20 protein-coding genes and 2 pseudogenes are annotated in these 23014 nt (G+C 37.9%); 12 read left to right on the top strand and 10 right to left on the bottom strand.

From position 1 onward, the window contains the following. Positions 1–6: 6 nt before the first annotated feature. The 4 genes from SKM54_RS09775 to gluQRS all read left to right on the top strand — a co-directional run bounded on the left by SKM54_RS09775 (position 7) and on the right by gluQRS (position 3110). A complete protein-coding gene (locus tag SKM54_RS09775; protein ID WP_321090188.1) occupies positions 7–627 on the top strand; it encodes an NUDIX domain-containing protein in 621 nt (206 codons plus the stop codon). A gap of 5 nt (positions 628–632) precedes the next feature. Continuing rightward, complete coding sequence (gene cpdA / locus SKM54_RS09770) at positions 633–1445, top strand: 3',5'-cyclic-AMP phosphodiesterase (protein WP_407061304.1); 813 nt, start codon at positions 633–635, stop codon at positions 1443–1445. 216 nt (positions 1446–1661) lie between these two features. Then, entirely contained in the window at positions 1662–2189 is a 528-nt protein-coding gene (gene dksA / locus SKM54_RS09765; RefSeq protein ID WP_154771947.1) for an RNA polymerase-binding protein DksA, read from the top strand. A 3-nt stretch (positions 2190–2192) separates the two neighbouring features. Continuing rightward, entirely contained in the window at positions 2193–3110 is a 918-nt protein-coding gene (gluQRS, locus tag SKM54_RS09760) for a tRNA glutamyl-Q(34) synthetase GluQRS (protein WP_321091672.1), read from the top strand. A 56-nt stretch (positions 3111–3166) separates the two neighbouring features. Here gluQRS and ftsW read toward each other — a convergent pair whose 3' ends face one another. The 5 genes from ftsW to SKM54_RS09735 form a co-directional block, all read right to left on the bottom strand. Then, the gene (gene ftsW / locus SKM54_RS09755; protein WP_321090192.1) at positions 3167–4363 is read right to left on the bottom strand and encodes a putative lipid II flippase FtsW; all 1197 of its coding nucleotides are present in this window, start codon (positions 4361–4363) and stop codon (positions 3167–3169) included. 19 nt (positions 4364–4382) lie between these two features. Continuing rightward, positions 4383–5729, bottom strand: a complete 1347-nt coding sequence (murD, locus tag SKM54_RS09750; protein ID WP_321095254.1) for a UDP-N-acetylmuramoyl-L-alanine--D-glutamate ligase — start codon at positions 5727–5729, stop codon at positions 4383–4385. A 166-nt stretch (positions 5730–5895) separates the two neighbouring features. Beyond that, positions 5896–6147, bottom strand: a complete 252-nt coding sequence (locus SKM54_RS09745) for a DUF6587 family protein (protein WP_321095253.1) — start codon at positions 6145–6147, stop codon at positions 5896–5898. A gap of 33 nt (positions 6148–6180) precedes the next feature. Further along, a complete protein-coding gene (gene feoB, locus SKM54_RS09740; RefSeq protein WP_321087815.1) occupies positions 6181–8034 on the bottom strand; it encodes a ferrous iron transporter B in 1854 nt (617 codons plus the stop codon). Continuing rightward, a complete protein-coding gene (locus SKM54_RS09735; RefSeq protein WP_171501189.1) occupies positions 8031–8285 on the bottom strand; it encodes a FeoA family protein in 255 nt (84 codons plus the stop codon). The genes feoB and SKM54_RS09735 overlap by 4 nt, the downstream gene beginning before the upstream one ends. Positions 8286–8461: 176 nt before the next feature. Between SKM54_RS09735 and xerD the strand changes: the two genes are divergently transcribed. The 4 genes from xerD (at position 8462) to thrC (ending at position 12923) form a co-directional block, all read left to right on the top strand. Then, positions 8462–9379 (top strand): site-specific tyrosine recombinase XerD, encoded by a 918-nt coding sequence (gene xerD, locus SKM54_RS09730; RefSeq protein ID WP_321087814.1) that lies wholly within the window; start codon positions 8462–8464, stop codon positions 9377–9379. 104 nt (positions 9380–9483) lie between these two features. Further along, positions 9484–10299 carry a DsbC family protein gene (locus SKM54_RS09725; protein WP_321087813.1) on the top strand — a complete coding sequence of 272 codons (816 nt, stop codon included), beginning with the start codon at positions 9484–9486 and terminating at the stop codon, positions 10297–10299. 123 nt (positions 10300–10422) lie between these two features. Beyond that, a complete protein-coding gene (locus SKM54_RS09720; RefSeq protein ID WP_321087812.1) occupies positions 10423–11727 on the top strand; it encodes a homoserine dehydrogenase in 1305 nt (434 codons plus the stop codon). 56 nt (positions 11728–11783) lie between these two features. Then, positions 11784–12923 carry a threonine synthase gene (thrC, locus tag SKM54_RS09715; RefSeq protein ID WP_321087811.1) on the top strand — a complete coding sequence of 380 codons (1140 nt, stop codon included), beginning with the start codon at positions 11784–11786 and terminating at the stop codon, positions 12921–12923. Positions 12924–13028: 105 nt separating this feature from the next. Here the strand turns inward: thrC and SKM54_RS09710 are convergent, their stop codons facing one another. Continuing rightward, positions 13029–14087, bottom strand: a complete 1059-nt coding sequence (locus SKM54_RS09710; RefSeq protein WP_321095252.1) for a serine hydrolase — start codon at positions 14085–14087, stop codon at positions 13029–13031. Positions 14088–14304: 217 nt separating this feature from the next. On the opposite strand from SKM54_RS09710, the gene gacA reads away from it, so the two are divergent. The 4 genes and pseudogenes from gacA to SKM54_RS12380 form a co-directional block, all read left to right on the top strand. After that, positions 14305–14940 (top strand): response regulator transcription factor GacA, encoded by a 636-nt coding sequence (gene gacA, locus SKM54_RS09705; protein ID WP_171501186.1) that lies wholly within the window; start codon positions 14305–14307, stop codon positions 14938–14940. Between the two features lie 26 nt (positions 14941–14966). Further along, positions 14967–16535 carry a two-component system sensor histidine kinase NtrB gene (locus SKM54_RS09700; RefSeq protein ID WP_321087809.1) on the top strand — a complete coding sequence of 523 codons (1569 nt, stop codon included), beginning with the start codon at positions 14967–14969 and terminating at the stop codon, positions 16533–16535. Positions 16536–16607: 72 nt separating this feature from the next. Then, positions 16608–17715 (top strand): annotated as a pseudogene (locus tag SKM54_RS09695) (sigma-54-dependent transcriptional regulator); the annotation flags it as partial. A 65-nt stretch (positions 17716–17780) separates the two neighbouring features. Further along, a pseudogene (locus tag SKM54_RS12380) lies at positions 17781–17963 on the top strand (helix-turn-helix domain-containing protein); the annotation flags it as partial. On the opposite strand, the gene SKM54_RS09690 reads toward SKM54_RS12380, so the two are convergent. From SKM54_RS09690 to lptF, 4 genes are all read right to left on the bottom strand, one after another. Continuing rightward, a complete protein-coding gene (locus SKM54_RS09690; RefSeq protein ID WP_321095250.1) occupies positions 17964–19136 on the bottom strand; it encodes a S41 family peptidase in 1173 nt (390 codons plus the stop codon). It abuts the pseudogene before it with no gap. Between the two features lie 21 nt (positions 19137–19157). Continuing rightward, positions 19158–20702, bottom strand: coding sequence for a 2,3-bisphosphoglycerate-independent phosphoglycerate mutase (gene gpmI, locus SKM54_RS09685; protein WP_321095249.1), 1545 nt, complete (start codon positions 20700–20702; stop codon positions 19158–19160). A gap of 123 nt (positions 20703–20825) precedes the next feature. Further along, positions 20826–21896 (bottom strand): LPS export ABC transporter permease LptG, encoded by a 1071-nt coding sequence (gene lptG / locus SKM54_RS09680; RefSeq protein WP_321095248.1) that lies wholly within the window; start codon positions 21894–21896, stop codon positions 20826–20828. A 2-nt stretch (positions 21897–21898) separates the two neighbouring features. Then, positions 21899–22999, bottom strand: a complete 1101-nt coding sequence (lptF, locus tag SKM54_RS09675; protein ID WP_321095247.1) for an LPS export ABC transporter permease LptF — start codon at positions 22997–22999, stop codon at positions 21899–21901. Positions 23000–23014: the final 15 nt, after the last annotated feature.

Genomic DNA, 23014 nt, shown 5'->3' with positions numbered 1-23014 from the left:
TAAATTATGAATATTATTAAACAAGCAACTTATGGAATTAACGACTATAAAATTCATCAACGTGAATACTTATATCGTGGCTTCATACAAGTTGAAAAAGTGAGTTTATCTCATCAATTGTTTAATAAAACTTCATATACACCCGATATTCAGCGTGAACTTATTCATCGCCCTGAAGCAGCAGGTGTTCTTCTTTATGATGATGAGCAACAAAAATTTGCTTTAATTGAGCAATTTCGAGTAGGTGCTATGGATGATGAACAATCTCCATGGCAACTTGAAATTATTGCAGGTGTACTCGATGGAGATGAAACACCTGAAAGTTGCATCCGCAGAGAGGCTCTTGAAGAATCTGGATGTGAAGTAGATGATTTAGAACATCTCTTCACATTCTTCCCTTCTGCAGGCGCTTGCTCAGAACTTTTTCACTTATATAGCGCAAAAGTAAAATTGCCAAAAGAAGGTGGGATTTTTGGCATGCCCGATGAAGGGGAAAATATTCAACTTCATTTAATTTCATACCAAGATTTAAACACACTTTTAACAAATGGACGCTTGAGAAATGCACCTGTCATCATGGCTTTACAATGGTTAAAACAACATATTAAAACCATAAAGAATGTCTAGAGGGGATGGACATGGCTTTAACAGAAAACAATAAGCAAAATGATTTAACAGTCATACAAATCTCAGATACCCATCTGATGAATAAAGATAATTTAGAATTTTTACAGATGAATCCATCTGCAACTTTTCATGCTGTGATGAAAGATATTCAACAAAAATATCCGGACGTAAATTCTATATTTCATACAGGAGATTTGGCTCAAGCACCTGTTCCTGAAACTTATGAAACGTATATTAATTTTATGAATAGTGTGGGAATTCCGTATTATCAAATTCCTGGCAACCATGACAAAGCTGAATTTTTCCCCTTTCATCACAATCAAAACCAAGTTCATGCCATTAAAATAGGCTTTTGGACTGTTATTTTATTAAATAGTGCTGTTAAAGGTCAGGTTCATGGTTGGATTGAAGATGAACAATTACAACAACTTGATACCCTTTTAGCAGAACATAAAAATCAACACATTATAATTACCTGCCATCACCATCCTTTAGAAATGGATTCTCGTTGGATAGATAATCACAAACTTAAAAATAGTGAAAGTTTCTGTGAAATATTCAAAAAATATTCAAATATTAAAATGGTACTTTTTGGACACGTACATCAAGAATCTATCAACCTTTGGAATAATATCCATTTTTACTCTACACCTTCTACGTGCGTGCAATTCAAGCCAAAAAGTGAACAATTTGCTTTAGATAGTTCTGCACCGGGTTATCGTGTATTACATTTAAAGGAAGATGGCACTTTTAGCACTGAAATACATAGAATTGATACATTAAATTTGAAAATAAATTTAGAAATTTCAGGTTATTAACTTTTAATTTCATCTCGAATGCTTTATTTTATTGCCTTCAAAAGGAATAATGATGGGTCAAATCCAAAACATCAAAGACTATCAAAATACATAAAAAGTCTATATGATGACGACCCCCAAAGAACGTTTATCTATGTGGGGAGTGTGGAAACAGACACTTGCATATCACCATATTTTTTGCGTATTAATATACGTATATGATGAGGAATGCCTTACATGGCGAATGACAATCAAAATCAAGTCTTGGACGAGCAAACAAATATTGTAGAAGAAAAATCTACAAAAAAAGTGCGTAAACCGAAGTCAAAAGCGTCAGAAAGTGGCCCAGCTGCTAGCTTATTTGGTATTGAGCCTTATCAGCCTAAAAAAAATGAAGAGTATATGTCCGAAGGACAGCTTGAACATTTCCGCAAAATTCTTTTGGCGTGGAAAGAAGAGCTTATGTCTGAAGTTGACCGTACTTTGAATACAATGCAGGATGAAAATACTGCCCTTCCAGACGTAAATGACCGCGCGACACAAGAAGAAGAATTTGCGATTGAATTACGTACACGCGACCGTGAACGCAAACTAATCCGTAAAATCGAGCAATCTATTGAAGCGATCAAAAACGATGATTACGGTTTCTGTGAAACTTGTGGTATCGAAATTGGTTTACGTCGCTTAGAAGCACGTCCAACTGCAACACTTTGTATTGACTGCAAAACTTTGGCAGAAATCAAAGAGAAGCAAAATAACGGTTAATTCATGTTATTCAGTAATCCATCCCTGCCCCTTCCTTTAGAAAAGGAAGGGAAAGAAGTGAATTACGTGGGTCGGTTCGCGCCATCGCCAACCGGCCCTTTGCATTTTGGGTCTTTAATTACCGCAGTTGCGAGCTATTGCGATGCGAAAGCACATCAAGGGCTTTGGCATGTTCGTATTGAAGATACCGACATTCCCCGAATTTACCCCGGGAGTGAAGAACATATTCTTCATGCAATAGATTCTTTCGAACTATTTCCAGATTCAGACATTATTTTCCAAAAAGATCGCTTAGACATTTATGAAGATGTCATTCAGCAATTACATAAAAAAAATATGGTCTATGCATGTCAATGCACCCGTAAAATGTTAGGTTCCAACCATATTTATGCAGGAGCTTGCAGAGATCTTGCACTTCCTTTTCATGATCAAGCAATTCGTGTAAAAGTTTCAGATCATGACATTTGCTTTCAAGATCATCTCCAAGGACAACATTGTTCAAATTTAAAAACAGATCTTGGTGATTTTGTTTTAAAGCGTCGTGATGGCATTATCAATTATCAACTTGCTGTTGTTGTAGATGATTTTTTACAAGGAATGACCCACGTTGTTCGTGGTGCAGACTTACTAGATAACACTGAACGTCAAATTTGGCTTGGACAATTACTTGATTATCCGCGCCTTGAATATATTCATTTACCGCTTGCGATGAATGATCAAGGTCAAAAGTTATCTAAACAAAATATGGCTCAAGCACTTGATCTAACAAAACCATCAGAGCTACTACAACAAGCTCTACACGCTTTACAACAACCTGCTGTTGAATTAGATCAGCCACATAAAATGTTGCAACAAGCAGTTGCTCAATGGAATTTGGATCTCATTCCGCATCGTACTCATTTAGATGGTGTTTTTATTTAAATAAAAACATAAAAAAACCGAGCTATTAGGCTCGGTTTTTTTATTGAAGCTTATAACTAGAAGCTCGATTCTTCTCGACTCATATTTTTACCATGTGTGGTGGATTCAATTTTTAAAATTAAACTAATCATTACCGCACAAACAATAAGTGATGAACCACCATAACTAATAAATGGAAGTGTCAAACCTTTGGTTGGTAACATTCCCATGTTCATCCCTGCATTTACAAGAATCTGCATAAGGAAAATAATACTAATACCATAAGCCAAATAGCCTGCTCTTAAGTACTGATTTTTTAAGGCACGATGCCCAATCATAATACAGCAAACAAGCAGAATAAATGAAAGCGTAAGAACTGTTGAAATACCTAGAAACCCAAACTCCTCGCCTAGAATTGCAAGCATAAAGTCTGTGTGTGCTTCAGGTAAATAAGACATTTTTTGAATACTATGTCCTAAACCAACCCCAGACCATTCCCCACGACCAAAAGCCATAAGTGCATTGGAAAGCTGATAACCCGCACCTAATGGATCATTCCAAGGGTTTGAGAAAGACATTAAACGTGCCAAACGGTACGGTTCAAATAACACAAGGAAAACAAACGCAGCAATAATTGCACCAAAGGCAATCGCAAACTGAATAAGTGGCGCACCAGCTAAAAAGAAAACACCTAGCATTGTTAATGCAATTACAACTGTTGCACCTAAGTCAGGCTCTGCCATAACCAAGCCCACTGTAGCCGCCATAATAACGCCAAGGCGAATAAGCCCTTTAATATTATTACGAACTTCTGCTGCACGCCTTACCACATAATCTGCCGTGAATATTGCCATCATCAGTTTCGCAACTTCAGATGCCTGCAAAGTAAAGCCTGCAACACGAATCCATCGTTTGGAACCATTGACTTCTGTACCGACAGCTAAAACCGCCACAAGCAAAATAATGGTAATAATCCAAAGGAAGAATGTATTGTTAAACCATAAATTGAGTGGAAATTTATATGCGATTAATGCTGCAACCGAAGCAACAAAAATTGAAATGCTGTGCCGTGTAACATAATGAAATGGGTTTTCATGCATACGATCTGCATAGGGCATAGAAGCTGAAGCTACCATGATCGTCCCAATGCAAAGCAACGCCAATACACAAAAAATCAGTACATTACGAACATTTATTTCAGCAGGCATTTTAAGTGCCCACTGATCATATATTTGAGTTATTTTATTGATAGTTGTCTGAGCAAACCCAGCCATATCAGCCTTCCTATTATTCTTAGTTTAGCGCGTTAACGAGTTCTACAAACTGATGACCACGTTGCGGATAGCCCGTAAACATATCAAAACTTGCACATGCTGGTGAAAGCAATACAACATCATTCGCTTGTGTATTTTTTTTGCATAATTCAACAGCTTCTTTAAATGTTTGTGCATGTAATAAAGTTGTTGTGCCCTGAATTGCTTGTTCAATGATTGGCGCATCTTCACCAATTAATACTGCAACCTTAACATATTTAGTTAAAGATTCGCGTAGCGCAGTAAAGTCCTGCCCTTTGCCTTGTCCACCTAAAATAATGGCAACTTTTCCGCCTTTAACTTCAATTGCAGCACCTAAACCATCAATTGCCGCCAAAGTTGCACCAATATTTGTGCCTTTTGAATCGTTGTAATAACGAACCTGTTTCACTTCTTTTACAAATTCACAGCGATGCTCTAAACCTTTAAATGTCTTTAATGTTTCAAGCATTGTGTCTAAAGGCAAGTCAATTGCCTCACCTAAAGCTAAACATGCCAAAGCATTCGCAACATTATGCGTGCCTTGAATATACATATCTTCGCTTTTTAATAAACGCTCACGACCACGTGCCAACCAAATTGTGCCGTCAGTATCTTTCAAAATACCAAATTGATTCATATCTGGTGCATTTAAACCAAAACTCTGCATTGGTGTTGCATCTGGAACCAATGGACGTGTAAGTGAATCATCACGGTTATAAACTACTTTTTTCACGCCTTGGAAAATACGATGTTTTGCAGTGTGATAACCAAACATATCGCCATGACGATCTAAATGATCTTCACTCATATTTAGTACAACAGCGACATCTGCATTTAAGTTAGATGTTGCTTCTAACTGAAAGCTTGATAACTCTAAAATATACAGCTCAGGATCATCATTGGTTAAATCGAGTGCTGGACGTCCTAAATTACCGCCTACAGCAACTTTCTTACCAGCTGCTTGCGCCATAATACCCATTAGCGTCGTTACAGTACTTTTTGCATTTGAACCCGTTATAGCAACAATAGGTTTATCTGTAGCACGGCGTAAAATTTGAATTTCACTTACAACAGGAATACCTTGCTTAACGGCTTCCTGAATTTGCTCAATTTTAGGATCTAATCCTGGACTAATAACAATTTCTTCAGCGGATAGTAATAATTCTAAATCGAGCTCACCGAAGCTTGTTTGAATTTCAGCGGGAATTTGATCATGCCCAGGCGGGTTTTGACGTGAATCGGTTACTGCAACACGATAGCCTTGCTTATGCAAAAAATTAACGGCTGCCACACCAGAAATACCCAACCCAGCAACGACTTTTAAACCACCACGCTGTATCAACATTTTTGCACCATATTTTTGATATATTTTAGAACTGCTGAAATGTTAGCACTTTGATGTTTTATTTGCTTTTTCTGTTTTAACTTTCTTTTCATTTTTTTGTGTCAGTGCGTAAAAAAGCCATCTTTTTAGATGGCTTTTTTAGGTCTATATTTTTTATAGATTTAAATTACTTCCACTTTACAGCTTGTACTTCAGTTTTTTGCTGCGCAGTTGAATCTGTTGCAGCACAACCACAGCTACCACCACAGCCTGCAGCCATTGCTGGTTTTAGCCATTTAGCCAAAATTGTCCAACCTTTTGACTCACATGCACTTGAAAGCGATGTAAAGACTGAATTCGATGTCTTAGGAAAAACTTTCTTAAAAACAACGATCGCACTCCAAATGACCAATGCAGCAACAATTAGAATTTCAATCATCTCAATCTCCTTTCACTTCGTTATTCAGCAAACTTAGCCAAAATAATGTGAAGCTATTTGATAAGTAAGGAACGACATAAAGTATGCCAAACCAAATAAGTAAACGGTCATTACACCCACAGTTTTCCATGAACCTGTTTCACGCTTAACTGTTGCCAATGTTGCCAAGCAGTGTGGTGCGTAAATAAACCAAACAAGTAAAGATAAACCTGTTGCTAAAGACCAACCCAAATCACCGCTACTAATAAGTGCAGATAAACCTTGAGTCATTGCATCTTCATCTACAACAGATAAAGCGTAAACTGTACCAAGTGCAGCAACCACAACTTCACGCGCAGCCATTGCAGGAATTAAGGCAATACAAATTTGCCAGTTAAAACCAAGCGGTGCAAAAATTGGTTGAATCAAATGCCCTAGCATACCTGCAAAAGAGTAGTCGATATCTGGCATTGTTGCGCCATCTGGTGCTTGCGGGAATGTACATAAGAACCAAAGCAAAATAGACAACGCAAAGATGATTCCACCTACACGTTTTAAGAAAATTTTTGCACGGTCTAATAAACCAATCCACACACTTCTTAAATCTGGAAGACGGTAACTTGGTAATTCCATAAGCAATGTATGTTGAGATTTGTCTTTTTGGAAAAATTTCAGAACAGTTGCAACAACAAGAGCACTCACAATACCTGACATATATAAGCCAAATAAAACAAGACCTTGAAGATTCAACACGCCCCATACTGAATATTCAGGAACAAATGCTGCAATTAAAAGTGCATAGACTGGTAAACGCGCTGAACACGTCATCAATGGCGCAACAAAAATAGTTGTTAAACGATCACGCGGATCACTAATACTACGTGTTGCCATAATGCCCGGAATAGCACATGCAAAACTTGAAAGTAGTGGAATAAATGCACGACCACTTAAGCCTGCTTTATACATAAGTTTATCAAGCAAGAATGCTGCACGAGGTAAATAACCGGACTCTTCAAGTACTAAAATAAAGAAGAATAGAATTAAAATTTGTGGCAAGAACACCACAACACCGCCTGCACCAGCAATGACACCATCGACAACCAAGCTATTTAAAAGTGGATGCGAAATAAACCCACCAACAAACTCACCAAGCCAACCAAAGAAGCCTTCAATGCCATCCATAAATGGTGCTGCCCAAGCAAAAACTGCTTGGAAAATCACAAACATCATGACTGCAAGGCTAATTAAGCCAAATACTGGATGAAGGAAAATTTTGTCTAGGAAGTCAGAACGTTTATCTTCATGGTCAACATAATTCACAACATCCGCTAGAATTTTTTCTGCTTGTTCGTGATGCGAACCTGTTAAACCATTCAATTCTGTATGTGGCTTTTCGTATTTACCTTGATCTAAAGCACTAAGTAATGCTTCAACACCAGAATTGCGCACAGCAACAGTTTCAACTACAGGTAAACCTAAACGTTCTGAAAGCTTTTGCGTGTTAATTTGCATACCACGACGACGAGCTTCATCCATCATGTTGAGTACGATTAGCATTGGTCGACCCAATTCAATCATTTCTAGTACTAAACCAAGGTGAAGTCTTAAGTTCGTTGCATCAACAACACAAAGGAAAGCATCTTGCTCACCTTCTTCAGCAATTTTTCCTTGTACAACATCACGCGTAATTGCTTCATCAGGACTTGTAGCATTTAAACTATATGTTCCCGGCAAATCTAGTACGCGAACTGCTTTACCTGAAGGCAAAGTAAATTGACCAACCTTACGTTCAACAGTTACACCCGCATAGTTTGCAACTTTTTGACGTGTTCCTGTTAAATGGTTGAATAATGAAGTCTTACCACAGTTTGGATTCCCTACAAGGGCAATACGTAACGCATCACTCATGTAAGCGCTCCTTCAATTTCAATTTTTTCAGCTTCAACTTTACGTAGGGCAAAACGAGTAAATCCAACTTGAATTAAAATTGGATCTCCGCCAAAAACACCTTTAGTAATTACCTGAACTTTCGTACCAGGAATAAAACCAAGTGTCTCCAAGCGACTTGCTACAAGATCTGGTGAACTTGTATCATTCGTTTCACGATGTACTTGTTGAATGACAGCAGATTGTTTAACTTTCAAATCAGATAGGCGCACGCGTCTAACCCTTTACGTTTTTGAACAGTATACATTCAAATGAGAATAATTCACAAATCTGATTTGATTATGATTCGCATCTATTTTATACAGCATCGACAGTCCCCCATAATTAAATTACAGTGTGAAAAATCAATAATTTTATCGATTTGAAATACTTAAAAGTTGATTCAAACATGTTAAACAAAAAGCCTCGTATACCCACCGCTGTAAGCATTCCAGAAGAATTTAGTTTTCTACAAGGCTTTAGAGACTACCTAATTGCTCAAACTGTGAGCCCGCATACCCGAAATGCGTATTTATCTGACCTTATTCAAGCGGGAGAGCTACATCAATCTTCCATGCCTAATTGGACGAGTGATGATATTTCCGATGTACTTTTAGATTTAACTAAACAAGGTAAAAGTCCAAGATCTATTGCACGTACGCTTTCTGCATTACGTTCTTTTTTTAAATTTTTAAGAGAACAGAAACTTCGTAGTGATAATCCTGTTGCAACGCATAAAACCCCCAAGCTTGGTCGTGCTTTACCAAAAGATTTATCTGAACAAGATGTTGAAGCTTTAATTCATGCACCTGATACAAATACAGCGCTAGGTTTGCGCGATCGAGCAATGTTCGAGGTTTTATATGCGTGTGGCTTACGTGTTTCTGAACTCATTAATTTACGTTTAGAACTCATTAATTTAAAACAAGGCTATGTACGCATTGTCGGTAAAGGGAATAAAGAACGCCTTGTACCTTTAGGGCAAGTTGCATCTGATTGGATTGAACAATATTTAAATATTGCACGCCCTGTGCTTTATAAAAGCTCAACCGATTATTTATTTTTAACGCAACATGGCGGCATTATGAGCCGACAAAATTTTTGGTACGCGATTAAACGCTATGCTTTGCAAGCAGGAATCTCAACAGAGCTTTCGCCACATACGCTTAGACATGCATTCGCAACTCATTTGTTAAACCATGGTGCAGACTTGCGCGTTGTCCAAATGTTATTGGGTCATAGTGATTTATCAACCACACAAATTTACACACATGTCGCGCAAGTGCGTATGCAACAACTGCATGCACAGCACCATCCACGTGCCTAGATACACAACGATTGCATTTATTAGACTAAGAAGTTCTATATAGAGTTCAGAATTTTGATATTCTATTTGCCTATTTTATATCTACAAAGAAGAAAGGGTTACCTATGACTTTTACCCGCTCTAAACTTTTTATCGCATCTGCTCTTGCGACAACTTTTGCTTTAAGTGCTTGTTCAAATGCAAATAACGATGAAAATAAGCAAGCTCCTTTAACTGCGAGTACGCCTGCTACGGGTGAAGCTTCAAATCTTTCTGAAAGAAATGCACAACAACGTTTAATTACAACTTTGGGTGAGCATTTCAAAAAAGTAGGTATTCCTGCCAAAGTTTTAGATGTTAAAGCAACCGAAGTGCCTAATTTATATTGGGTAAACTTAGAAGGTATGCCTTCTGTATACGCAACAAGCGACGGTAAATATATTATTCAGGGCGATATTGTCCGTTTAGGCGATAAACAACTACACAATGTAAGTGACAGCCTTCAAGCCGAAGCAAATAAGAAATTACTTTCTCAATTAAATAAAAAAGATTTAATTGTTTATAAAGCTAAAGGTAAAACTAAGCATGTTGTATATGTCTTTACCGATGTAAGTTGCCCGTATTGCCACAAATTACATGAGCATATGAACGAAATTAATGCCAAAGGTATTGAAGTTCGTTATATCGCATGGCCACGTGGCGAACAATTCATGCCAACAATGGAAAGCGTATGGTGTAGTTCAGACCGCCAAGCTGCTTTTGACCGCGCAATTAGAAATGAACAATTAGAACCTGCAACCTGTAAAAATCCTGTTCAAGATCAATATAAATTGGGCTTAAACATGGGCGTAAATGGTACACCAGCAATTTACAATCAAGAAGGTGTTTACCTTGGTGGCTACCTAACTCCAGAAGAGTTAGACACCCGCTTAAATAACTAATTTTTATATATTAAATTACTGCTTTTTATGGGTAAAGATAAAGTTATTTTTACCCTAGAGTATCAGCGTTTTTTTAGCTATGATCTAAGCTCGCTTATAACCGATTAAATTTTGGAGTGTGACGTGAAACCAGTTCGTCTGGCTATACTCGGTCTAGGAACCGTAGGTGGTGGAGCCCTTAAACTATTACAAGAAAACGCTGCTGAAATTAGACGTCGCACCGATCGTGAAATTCAAATTACGCATGTTGGTACTCGTCGTCCACGTCCAGATCTAAACCTTGCAGATTCCGTAAAACAAAGCGCTGATTTAATGGACATCGTCCGTCAGCCCGATGTTGATGTTGTTGTTGAAGTTATGGGTGGAATCCATCCTGCTTACGAACTCATCATGGAAGCAATGAAACACGGTAAGCATGTCGTTACTGCGAACAAAGCTTTGCTTGCTGAACATGGTACTGCCCTGTTTAAAGCTGCCGATGAATATAAAGTACAAATTGCATATGAAGCGGCAGTTGCTGGCGGTATTCCAATTATTAAAGTCATTCGTGAAGGCTTAGCAGCAAACCGTATCGATTGGTTAGCTGGCATTATTAATGGTACGGGTAACTTCATCTTGTCAGAAATGCGCGAGAAAGGACGTACTTTTGACGATGTACTGAAAGAAGCGCAAGAACTTGGCTATGCAGAAGCAGATCCAACTTTTGACGTTGAAGGTATTGATGCTGCACACAAGTTAACGCTACTTGCTTCAATTGCTTTTGGTATTCCTTTACAGTTTGACAAAGTATTCACTGAAGGTATCAGCAAAATCACGGCACAAGATGTGAAATATGCTGAAGAACTCGGCTTCCGTATTAAGCATTTAGGTATTGCTCGTCGTGCAGATACAGGAATTGAACTTCGTGTTCACCCAACTCTAATTCCTGCTGAAGAATTATTGGCAAATGTAAATGGCGTTAAAAATGCTGTACTTGTGCAGTCAAACGCTGTTGGTCCAACGTTGTATTATGGCGCGGGCGCAGGGGCAGGTCCTACAGCATCAGCTGTTGTAGCAGATATTGTAGATATTGTACGTGACATCATTTACACAGAAGATGGTGCAGGCACAATCCCTCAATTAGCATTTGAAAATCTCACAGACTTGCCTATTTTAAGCCGTGAAGAAATGACGACTGGCTACTACATCCGTATCAATGCCGACGATCAAACTGGTGTACTTGCAGAGGTTACTTCTATTTTAAGTCGTAATGGCATTAGCATTGATGCCATCATGCAACAGTCACGCTTAAAAGACCTCATTCCTATTGTTATCCTGACAGATCCTGTTAAGGAAGCGAAAATGGATGAAGCGTTAAAGCAAATTCAAGCACTTCCAGTGATTCATGGCGAAATTGTACGAATTCGTTTAGAATCGCTTGATAATTAATCGGGTTGGGGGAGTATTTCCCCTCGCCAAGCACTATCCACAATTGGAACATCATCATGTCGAATGCCAATCGTTATACTGGTTTAGTTGACCGCTATCGCGACCGTTTACCAGTGTCTGCAACTACCCCTGCCGTATCACTAGGCGAAGGTAATACCCCACTGATTAAGCTTGCGAATATTCCGCGCATTATTGGCAAAAATGTTGAAATTTATGTGAAGTATGAAGGCTTAAACCCGACTGGTTCATTTAAAGACCGTGGTATGACCATGGCTGTAACAAAAGCTGCTGAAGAAGGCTCTAAAGCAATTATTTGTGCATCTACAGGTAATACTTCAGCTGCGGCGGCTGCCTATGCTGCTCGTGCGGGTATGAAAGCGTTTGTTTTAATCCCTGAAGGCAAAATTGCCATGGGTAAAATGGCGCAAGCGATGATGTATGGTGCAATCACTATGCAAATTCGCGGTAACTTTGACGATGGTATGCGCCTTGTTAAAGAAATTGCAGACAAAGCACCTGTAACAATTGTGAACTCAATCAACCCTTACCGTTTGCAAGGTCAAAAAACCATTGCTTACGAAATTGTTGATGAGCTAGGTCGTGCACCTGACTATCACTGCTTACCAGTAGGTAACGCAGGTAACATCACTGCACACTGGATGGGTTATACAGAAGCTGTTGCAAACCAACCTGCTGGTGAGTTTGAACAAGTTGTTTATGATCCTGCAACTGATACATTCACAGGTCCAAAACCTGCTGGCTTGCCAATTATGGCAGGTTACCAAGCTTCTGGTGCTGCTCCATTCTTACGTGGTGCTCCTGTTGAAAACCCTGAAACTGTAGCAACTGCAATTCGTATTGGTAATCCACAAAGCTGGAACCATGCAAAAGCTGTAGTCCGTGATTCAAATGGTTGGTTCGATGAACTTACTGATGCTGAAATTTTAGAGGCACAACGTTTGCTTTCTATGTATGAAGGCGTATTTGTTGAGCCTGCTTCTGCTGCTTCAGTAGGTGGTGCAATCCGTGATATTAAAGCGGGTAAAATCAAAGAAGGTTCAGTGATTGTTTGTACTGTTACAGGTAACGGCCTGAAAGATCCTGATACAGCAATCAAACAATGTTCTGATGCTGTAATGCTTTCAATTGATGCAACTTTAGATCAAGTTCGCGATTCAATTTTATCTAATATGTAATTTATTTTAGATAGTTAGATCAAAAAAATCCCTGCAAATGCAGGGATTTTTTTATAGAAAATCTTTAAGTGTTGAGTCAACTCAAAGATCTTCTTAAATTAGAAATTAAATGCTTTTTGGTAATTGGCTTGCCCAGTTCATTAGGCGAATAGCATCGTTATTACGTGCTTGGGTATTGTTTGCACCTAAAATAACAACAACTGCAGGACGATTATTTAACGTGGTATGCATTACAACGCAACGACCTGCTTCGTTAATATATCCAGTCTTAGAAATATTAATATTCCAACCGCCATTACGTACTAAAGAGTTCGTATTGTTTGACTTCAATACACGGTAACCCAAATTAAAATCATAACTTGGTGTTGTAGAGAATTGACGAATCACACTGTACTGAGATGCAGCGGAAACTAAAATGCCCAAATCACGTGCAGAAGATACATTACGTGGGTCTAAACCGCTCGACTCAACATAATGAGTCGATGTCATACCCAAACTACGCGCTTTTGCATTCATCGCGGCATAAAATGCATTACGCCCACCTGGATATGTACGCGCTAAAGCAGCCGCAGCAGGATTTTCTGACTTCATTAAAGCAAACAATAAGGCTTCGGCACGATTCATTTTATCGCCAACACGTAAAGTAGAACTAGAGTTCTTACCGCCTGCACCTGCGAAATCAATTTGCTGTAAAGTAATTTGCTCTGACATATTTAAACGAGCATCTGCCGTTACAACAGCTGTCATTAATTTTGTAATAGATGCAATAGGAAGTGATGTATTGGTATTCTTGCCAAATAATACTTCACCCGTTTGTGCATCCATAATTAAAGCCGCACGAGCACTTACAGTAGGCTGATCAGAAAAATTAGAAGTATCTACAATTTGTACTGTTTTAGGTGTAGATTGAGCAGCAGCTCCGCTACGAACAGTTGTAGTTACATTCACCGAGCCTTTAGGTGATGGCTCATTAAATGATGATGCTGAATTTGCAGAAACATCCCCATTTAACAATAAATTAGCTTCTTCAGATGACCAACTAATATTTGCTTGACCTGAATTCCCAGAAGAATTCATTACTATTTCAGCAAAACCAGTTGAACTCATACAAAGCATTAATGATGCACCCAAAGCATTCATTAGCAGTTTTTTAGTATTTTTCACGAATATTTACTCAACTTATGGAGGTAATATACATTTGCTTATTACCTCAAATATGTCTTACATTTAACACAAATAATGAGCAATAGACAGCCCATTAGCAATTGCATACATGTTTTCAATTAATATTGATAATAGGATTGCTAATTTTGCCATTTCATTGCAAGCTTATTTTGCGATATGTAACAAAAAAGATGAATAAACTAGAGGGAGATTGCGGGTGATCACAGTTTTAGTAGTAGATGATCATGAATTAGTGCGTACTGGCATTTGTCGGATGCTAGAAGACCATGCTGAAATTGATGTCATTGGCCAAGCTGAATCTGGTGAAGAAGCAATTAATCTTATCCGTCAAAATGCCCCGAATGTTGTTCTGCTTGATGTAAATATGCCTGGTATTGGTGGTGTTGAAACAACACGCCGCTTATTACAGTCATCACCAGACACAAAAGTCATTGCAGTCAGTGGTTTAGCTGAAGAACCGTATCCTTCATTATTATTAAAAGCAGGTGCGAAAGGCTACATTACAAAAGGTGCACCTGTTACAGAAATGGTACGTGCAATTAATAAGGTTATGCAAGGTGGTAAATACTTTAGTGCCGATATTGCGGAACAGTTAGCAAGTTCATATTTATCAGATACTCAGCAGTCTCCTTTCGACAGCTTATCTGAACGTGAAATGCAAGTTGCAATGATGGTTGTAAACTGTATTAGCACTCAAGAGATTGCAGATAAACTCTTTGTGAGCGTAAAAACTGTAAATACTTACCGCTATCGAATTTTTGAAAAACTAAGTATTGATAGTGATGTAAAACTCACACATTTAGCAATGCGTTATGGCTTAATAAAACCTTAAATAACGTCTGAGTAACGTATAGGCTTATGTATTCTAATTACAGTAATTCTGAGCACAACAGATACAGATTGGGGTTATGGTATGGAACATACCGCCTCATCATTGCACTTTGTTTATTCTTCGTTTTCTTTTTGACTTATCAGAACCTACAGCATGACTATGGTCATCCCTTACTGTATTTGTCATCTGTTAGCATTTACATTTTTTTAAGCCTTGCACAATTAGTCTTCTATAAATTTTATTCATTTCATATTGTTCGACAAATCACATTATTTTTCGCTATAGATGTCATACTTTTTAGCGCACTTACATTTGCTTCAGATGGCCCAAGTCTACATATCAGCTTATTATTCGCAATTGCCATCTTTGCCGCATCTTTACTTTTAGAAGCCAAAAAAGCACTATTTATTACACTTGTCGCTGTTATTAGTGTCGTGTATCAGCAGTTTTTAAGTGGTCTTTTTTCTCTAGCCTCTCTAAATAATTTGAGTATTAGCGCACTTCTCGCAATTTTATTTATTGTTGTCTACATTATTGGGCAGCTTACGATCCGTCGATTTCAAGTACTTGAAAACTGGAGTTTTACTCAATCTTTAGAGATTAACAAACTACAAAATATTAACCGCTATATTCTCGAACAAATTGAAACCGGCTACTTAGTTTTAGATGAAAATTGTCATATTGCACTAAGCAACCCCGCGGCTCGTGAATTACTTGGTATTAGTCCACTCTATGCCATTGATCCATTTCCACTTTATAAAGCACAACCAGATTTGTTTGAAATTTTAAAATTTGATCAGCTTAAAGATGGCGAAAAATTCGAATTTGAATCGCAACAAAGTAATTCACATATTCACGTAAAGGTTCAAAAATTAATTGTACCTCACCAAACACTAACTCTCCTAGTGCTACAAGATTCAAAGCGAATCAATCAACATGCACAGCAACTTAAACTTGCATCTCTAGGGCAACTATCTGCAAGTATTGCCCACGAAATTCGTAATCCTCTTGCAACCATTGTCCAAGCAAATAATCTTCTCGAGGGCAGCGACGATCTTCAACAAAAGCAACTCATAAAAATGGTGAACAAACAGGCTCAACGGATAGATAAAATTATTCATGACACTTTAAGCATGGTCAAAAACAACGAAACACATACTTCAACCATTCATTTAAATACTTTTATACCTGCATTTATCCAAGATAATCTGCTTGATATTGCAGATAAAATTCAAGCAAATATAGAAGCATCTTCATTTATTAATTTTGATGAATCACAAATTCAACAAGTGCTTATTAATCTTATTCGAAATGCAATACGACACAATAATAAAGACAGAAGCCATATAGAATTAAATATTTATAGCCATGAGAGCTATATCAGACTTGATGTAATTGATTTTGGTGAAGGTATTTCGCATGAAAACATTCGCTCGCTATTTCAACCATTTTTTAGTACCGAAATCACAGGAACTGGTTTAGGATTATACTTATCACATAGTTTTTGTGAGGCAAACCAAGCTAAACTGAGTTATGTAGAAAAACAATGTGGGGCATGCTTTAGAATTGAATGCCCCCGTATAGTAATAAATTAGTTTTGGGGAAATATTTTGGATTCAGCACCACTTATCTTACTTGTTGATGACGAGGAAGATTTATGCACACTTATGTCTATGACATTATCACGTATGGGCATGCACACACATGTTGCACATAAAGTTAGTGAAGCAAAAGTATTACTCTCAAAAAATAATTATGATGCTTGCCTTACAGACTTCAATTTACCCGATGGGAATGGCGTAGAGCTTGTTGAGCATATTTCCAAAAACCATCCAAACACCCCAATTGCAGTGCTTACTGCTTATGGAAACATGGATCTTGCAATTTCTGCATTAAAAGCGGGTGCTTTTGATTTTGTAAATAAACCAATTAAGCAACAACACCTACAGCAACTTCTAGATAAAGCCCTAAATAAGCCTCTAGCATCTACCGAAAGTAATAATGAAAATTTACTTGAATATAAGATGCTCATTGGTCAATCGGCACCCATTCAGCAATTACGCTCAACCATTAAAAAAATAGCACGCTCTCAAGCACCTGTCTTTATTACAGGTGAATCTGGCACAGGTAAAGAAGTCGTTGCTAATTTAGTACACCGTTTAAGCAACCGTAATGAAGGTCCTTTTATTGCCATTAACTGCGGTGCTATTCCTTCAGACCTCATGGAAAGTGAGCTATTTGGTCATAAAAAAGGAAGTTTTACGGGTGCAACTCAAGACAAGCAAGGTCTTATTCAATCTGCACATGGTGGTAGTTTATTCTTAGATGAAATTGCAGAACTCCCCCTGAACATGCAAGTAAAATTACTTCGCGCAGTTCAAGAAAAACGCATTCGTCCAGTTGGTTCAGACACAGAAATTGATGTAGATTTTCGTGTTATAAGCGCAAGTCATCAAGACTTAGAAAGTATGGTACATCAAGGACGTTTCCGCCAAGATTTATTCTTTCGTATTCACGTGATGGATTTGGTTTTACCCCCGCTTAGAGAGCGTGGTAATGATATTTTATTATTGGCAGAACACTTCATACAGCGTGTATCTCAAGAATGGCGTATTGCGCCTAAATATCTTACAGATAAAGCGAAAATCTTTTTACTTGAGCAATACTATCCGGGCAATGTTCGTGAATTAAGAAATATTATTGAACGTGCAATGACCTTAAGTGATGAGCAATCTATCGACCTTAAGCACTTACAAAGCACACCTCTAAAACAGTTTTCAATACAAATTGAAGAAAGCCCTGAAATAGTTGAAACATCGACAAATTTAGGGGGGAATTCAACTAAATTACCTGTTGAAGGCTTAGAAGCTTATTTAGAAAAAATTGAAAAAGAAATTCTGCTCAATGCTTTGAATTTAACGCATTGGAATAGAACACTTGCAGCTAAAAAGTTAGGAATGACTTTTCGGTCTTTACGTTATCGCTTGAAAAAATTCGGGCTAGATACTGACGAAGAAGCTTAATTATTTATGCTGAATCAATAATTCTGCAATATGTTCTATATACACCTCTTCTTTCATATCGGGCTGTAAAATATATTTTTGATTGGGTTGTATCCCCACACCCTCAATCATTGCGCCTTTAGGCGTGTAGTAATGTGACACTGTCATTTGTATGGCTGAGCCGTTCGACAGTGCAAATAATTTCTGTACGACACCTTTACCGTAGCTTTTATCTCCCATAACCCATGCACGACCATGGTCTTTTAAAGCTGCGGTAAATACTTCTGCGGCAGATGCTGAGCGATTATTAATTAACACACCCACTTTTAACTTTTGAAATTCAGAACCTGGCAATGCTTGGAATTGCTGATCGCCTTCCGAACGACTTTTTGTAGACACAATAATGCCTTGATTCAGAAATAAATCTGCACTTTCAACCGCAGCAGATAACAAACCACCAGGGTTATTTCTTAAATCAATCAAAATACCTTTCAAACGTGATGATGCATATTGCTCAATAAGGTTCTTAATTTCATTGGCTGTATCTTGCTGAAATACTTGTACTTTAATAACAAGTATTTGGTTATTTAAAAGTTGAGCCTGAACATCTGTTTCTATTTTCTTATTTCTTACAATGGTAATTGGAACACTTTTATCTGTCAGTTGAATATTTAAAGTAGAACCGACTGCACCTGAAAGTAAATTACGTACTTGATCGTGATTTAATTTTTTTAATTCTTGATCATCAATTTTAAAAACAATGACCCCATTTTTAAGCCCGAGTTTTGCAGAATCTGCATCGGGTTTCAGACCATAAATCACCCATTGATGTAATTGTGGATCGAAGACTAAATCAAAATCGACAGAGGCAAACTCACCTTCCGTATATTGCAAAAGTTGTTTGTATTCTTCAGGAGATAAATAACGCGAATAATGATCTAAACCTGACACTAGACCTTTAATAGCCTGCTGGAATAAATCTTCATCATTTTTTTCGGCAACATAATTATCTTTAACAATGCCGTATATTTGGACAAAGCTTTGAATTGCCTCTACAGGCACTTCCGCATATGACTGTTCGTCATCTAAAGTTAAAACATCAGGCTGCTTGAGCGTTGGTTTAGCCCAAGCAGTAGAAAGGCTCAAACACATGAAGCATGTTGTTATTATAGCAACAAGAGTGCGTTGAGCCATTCATTCACCTTTATTTATTGTTTATGGCAGTGTAATTAAATTACGACCTTGCATTTCTTTAGGTACTGGAATCTGCATTAAGTTTAATAATGTTGGCGCAACGTCAGCTAACACACCACCTTCAGCGATTGTAGCTTGTGTAGGACCAACATAAATAAATGGTACAAGTTCAGTTGTATGTTGAGTATGAACCTGGCCACTTACGTAATCTTGCATTTGCTCAACATTACCATGATCTGCTGTAACAATCATATGACCTTTTTGTGCCATAACTGCTTCATACACTCGACCCAAACAAGTATCTACAGCTTCTACGGCTTTAACAGCAGCCTCAAATTTACCTGTATGCCCTACCATGTCACCATTTGCATAGTTCACAACCAATAGGTCAAACTCGCCAGAATTAATTGCAGCAACCAATTCATCAGTCACTTCATATGCACTCATTTCAGGTTTTAAATCGTATGTTGCAACATTTGGTGATGGAATAAGAATACGTTTTTCACCAACATATTCATCTTCACGACCACCACTGAAGAAGAATGTTACATGTGCATATTTTTCAGTTTCAGCAATACGTAATTGTGTTTTGCCTAAATCAGATAAGTATTCACCAATTGAATTTTTTAACGCTTCAGGCATATATGCCACAGGCGCATCAATTGTTGCTTGGTAACGTGTAAGCATGACAAATTTAGATAAATTTGGAACAACTTTACGTTCAAAACCTGCAAAATCTTTTTCTACAAATGCTTTAGTAATTTCACGTGCGCGGTCAGCACGAAAATTCATAAATACAACGCTATCACCATCTTGAATTTTAGCAATTTCGCCAATGCGCGTTGCTTTTACAAATTCATCTGTTTCTTCCGCAGCATACGCAAGCTCTAAACCTTCAACAGCAGTTGCAACTGTACGCGCTGCTTCACCTTCTGTAAGTAAACGATATGCTTGCTCAACACGATCCCAACGATTGTCACGATCCATTGCAAAGTAACGACCAATCATCGTCACAATACGACCTTGACCTGGATACTGAGCAAAAACAGCATCTAATTTTTCAAGCGATGGTTGAGCACTTTTTGGTGGTGTATCACGACCATCTAAGAATGCGTGTAAATAAACTTTTGCACCACGTTTTAATGCAAGTTCAACCATTGCAACAATATGATCTTCATGTGAATGTACGCCACCTTCAGACAACAAACCTAAAATGTGGACTGCACCATTTGTCGCTTTTGCTTTTTCTACAGCATCTACAAGTACTTCATGTTCGAAGAAGTCACCTGTACGAATATCTTTTGTAATACGAGTAAAGTCTTGGTACAAAACACGTCCTGCACCTAAGTTCATGTGACCAACTTCTGAGTTACCCATTTGTCCATCTGGAAGACCAACATCTTCACCTGAACCAGAAATTAAACCATGCGGATGCTTTTCCTGCATTGCAGTCAAATTTGGGCGTTTTGCTGCTAAAAAGGCGTTATCTTCAACCTCTACGCGGTGCCCCACACCATCCATAATGACTAAAACGTGAGGAATTTTGCCAGCAGTTGCAACCGTCATGATATACACTCTTTTCTGTTTACAAATTAATCGATACATTTTACCGAAATTTCGATAAAGACTCTATGTCCTAACGATGGTTTAAGCCACTGATGAACATTGTTTTATTCAATTCAAAGCATTTTAACGTGCGCGGTGAAGTAAATAACCACCTATCGCAAAAATGAAAAGAATTGGTAAAAATACAAACCATGCTGGAGATGGTGAATACACCAAACTTGCATATCCTAAAAAGTCTTGCAGATAGTAAAAACCTAATCCTGTAAATAAGGCGATAACTAAACGAAAACCCATAGATTGTTGGCGTAATGGACCAAAAATAAATGAGCACGCAATAACAACCAAAGCAATCAATGCAAATGGAGATGCGAGTTTCTGCCAGAAAGCAAGCTGATAAGTTTTAGGTACTTGGCTATATTCATGCATATAGCTTGTGAAACTAATGAGCTGACTTGGAGATAATTTATCAGGATCAATCGTTACCATATGCACATATTTTGGCTGTAAAGCCATTGCAAGTGGTTGTTTGTCCGATTGCTCCAACACCGCATTACCATTTGGTAATACATCCGTTCTATTTACATTTTCTAATGTCCAAGCGCCATCTTTCACAAAATTACCTTGCTCGGCAGTCGTAACGCCTCGCATATTGTAATTAGAATCTAAATCAAGAACTTGAATGTTTTTTAGCTGACCAGATGAGTTTGCATAGTCAATATAAATAAAACGTTGACCTTCACGTGTCCAATATCCACGTACCGAACCTAAATCCGCAACTTGATGATGCTTCTTCGCGCTTTCTGCTTGTTCATTCGTATATGGTGTAACCCATTCGCTTAGTGCAAAAGACAACGCCACCAAAATTAAAGCAGAACGAACCACCCAACCTACAATGCTCCACAAGCTAATGCCTGCAGCGCGCATAATGATTAGTTCACTATTTGAAGCCAATGCTCCCAAACCCAGTACAGCTCCAATTAACGCAGAAATAGGAAGAATTTCATATAAATATGCTGGGGAACCCCAAAGAACATATTTCAATGCATCTAAAGCACCATAACCTTCTTTTAATGAACCTAATTCACCTAAGTAGGTAAAAAGAACCTGTAAACCAGCCAAAACGAGTGTTGTTCCTAGCATGGCTAGAGCAGTTGTTTTGGTCACATGTTTTGCAACAATACGGCGTGCTAACATTTTTAAGACCCCACTCGTTGAATTTGTTTCTTAATTTTTGGTGCAAGGCTTGGCTTTCGTAAGAACAGTATTGCAACACCTGAATAAATGAATAACGCTACAGGGTACGCCCATGCACCTAATTCTTCTTTACTAATACGAGTTTTAATTGCCATTAAGACCACAATTAAACTGGCAAAAATTAATAATGCAGGGAATAATTTTAAATAACGACCTTGACGTGGACTAACTTCAGAAAGTGCAAGTGAAAGAATAAGTGCAACAACCATCGCAAATGGAACATATACACGCCACCATAACTCGCTAGAAACCACAGCATCATCTCTATTTTGCCAAAGCTTAGATGTTGGTAAAGCTTCAACTTCCGTACTCTCAAACTTCGCTTCTTTATTATTTTCTAAACGTAAACGATAAGACTGAAATTCAATATGCGTATATTTAGGGCTATTTGCAAAAATCTCGTAACGGCGACCTTCTGTTAAATCGACCACATTGGCACTGTCATTAGGCATTTCAATTCGAGTTGCTTCTTTTGCCAAAATCACCACATCTGGTTGTCCTTCTCTATCTGCCTTTTGATAGAAAAAAATATCTTTTAGATTTTTACGATCTTCGGATAAATCAGTCGCATAAATAGTATATGCACCTGAAGATACAAACTCTTTGGGGCGAACCAAGTCGAAACCTGTTCTTACAGCTTGAGCAGATGTTAATTCTTCAAACTGACGTAATCCCCATGGTGCAGCCCATAACATTAAAAATGATTGAACAGCTAAAAACACAACCGCCATAGGAACAAGTAAGCGACCTAATTTATTACGGCTAATACCACTGCTGTTAAATACAGCCATTTCATGGTCGACATATAAACGACCAAAAACTAGCATTAATGCAATGAAAAAGCCTAAAGGAAGAATTAGCGTTAAAAATTCAGGTAAGCGATAACCAATGATGCTAAATAAAATACTAGCGTCTAAACGACCTTGTGCCGCAACGCCAAAATATTTGATCAAACGACCACCCATCATGATCAAGGTCAATAAGGAGACCACCACCAATGATGTCGATACAACTTGCTTGACCAGATAACGCCGAATAATCAAATTAATTCTTCCAAA

The organism is Acinetobacter faecalis (genome assembly GCF_034187745.1).
Classification (GTDB): Bacteria; Pseudomonadota; Gammaproteobacteria; order Pseudomonadales; family Moraxellaceae; genus Acinetobacter; species Acinetobacter faecalis.
This window is presented reverse-complemented; position numbering and strand designations above follow the sequence as displayed.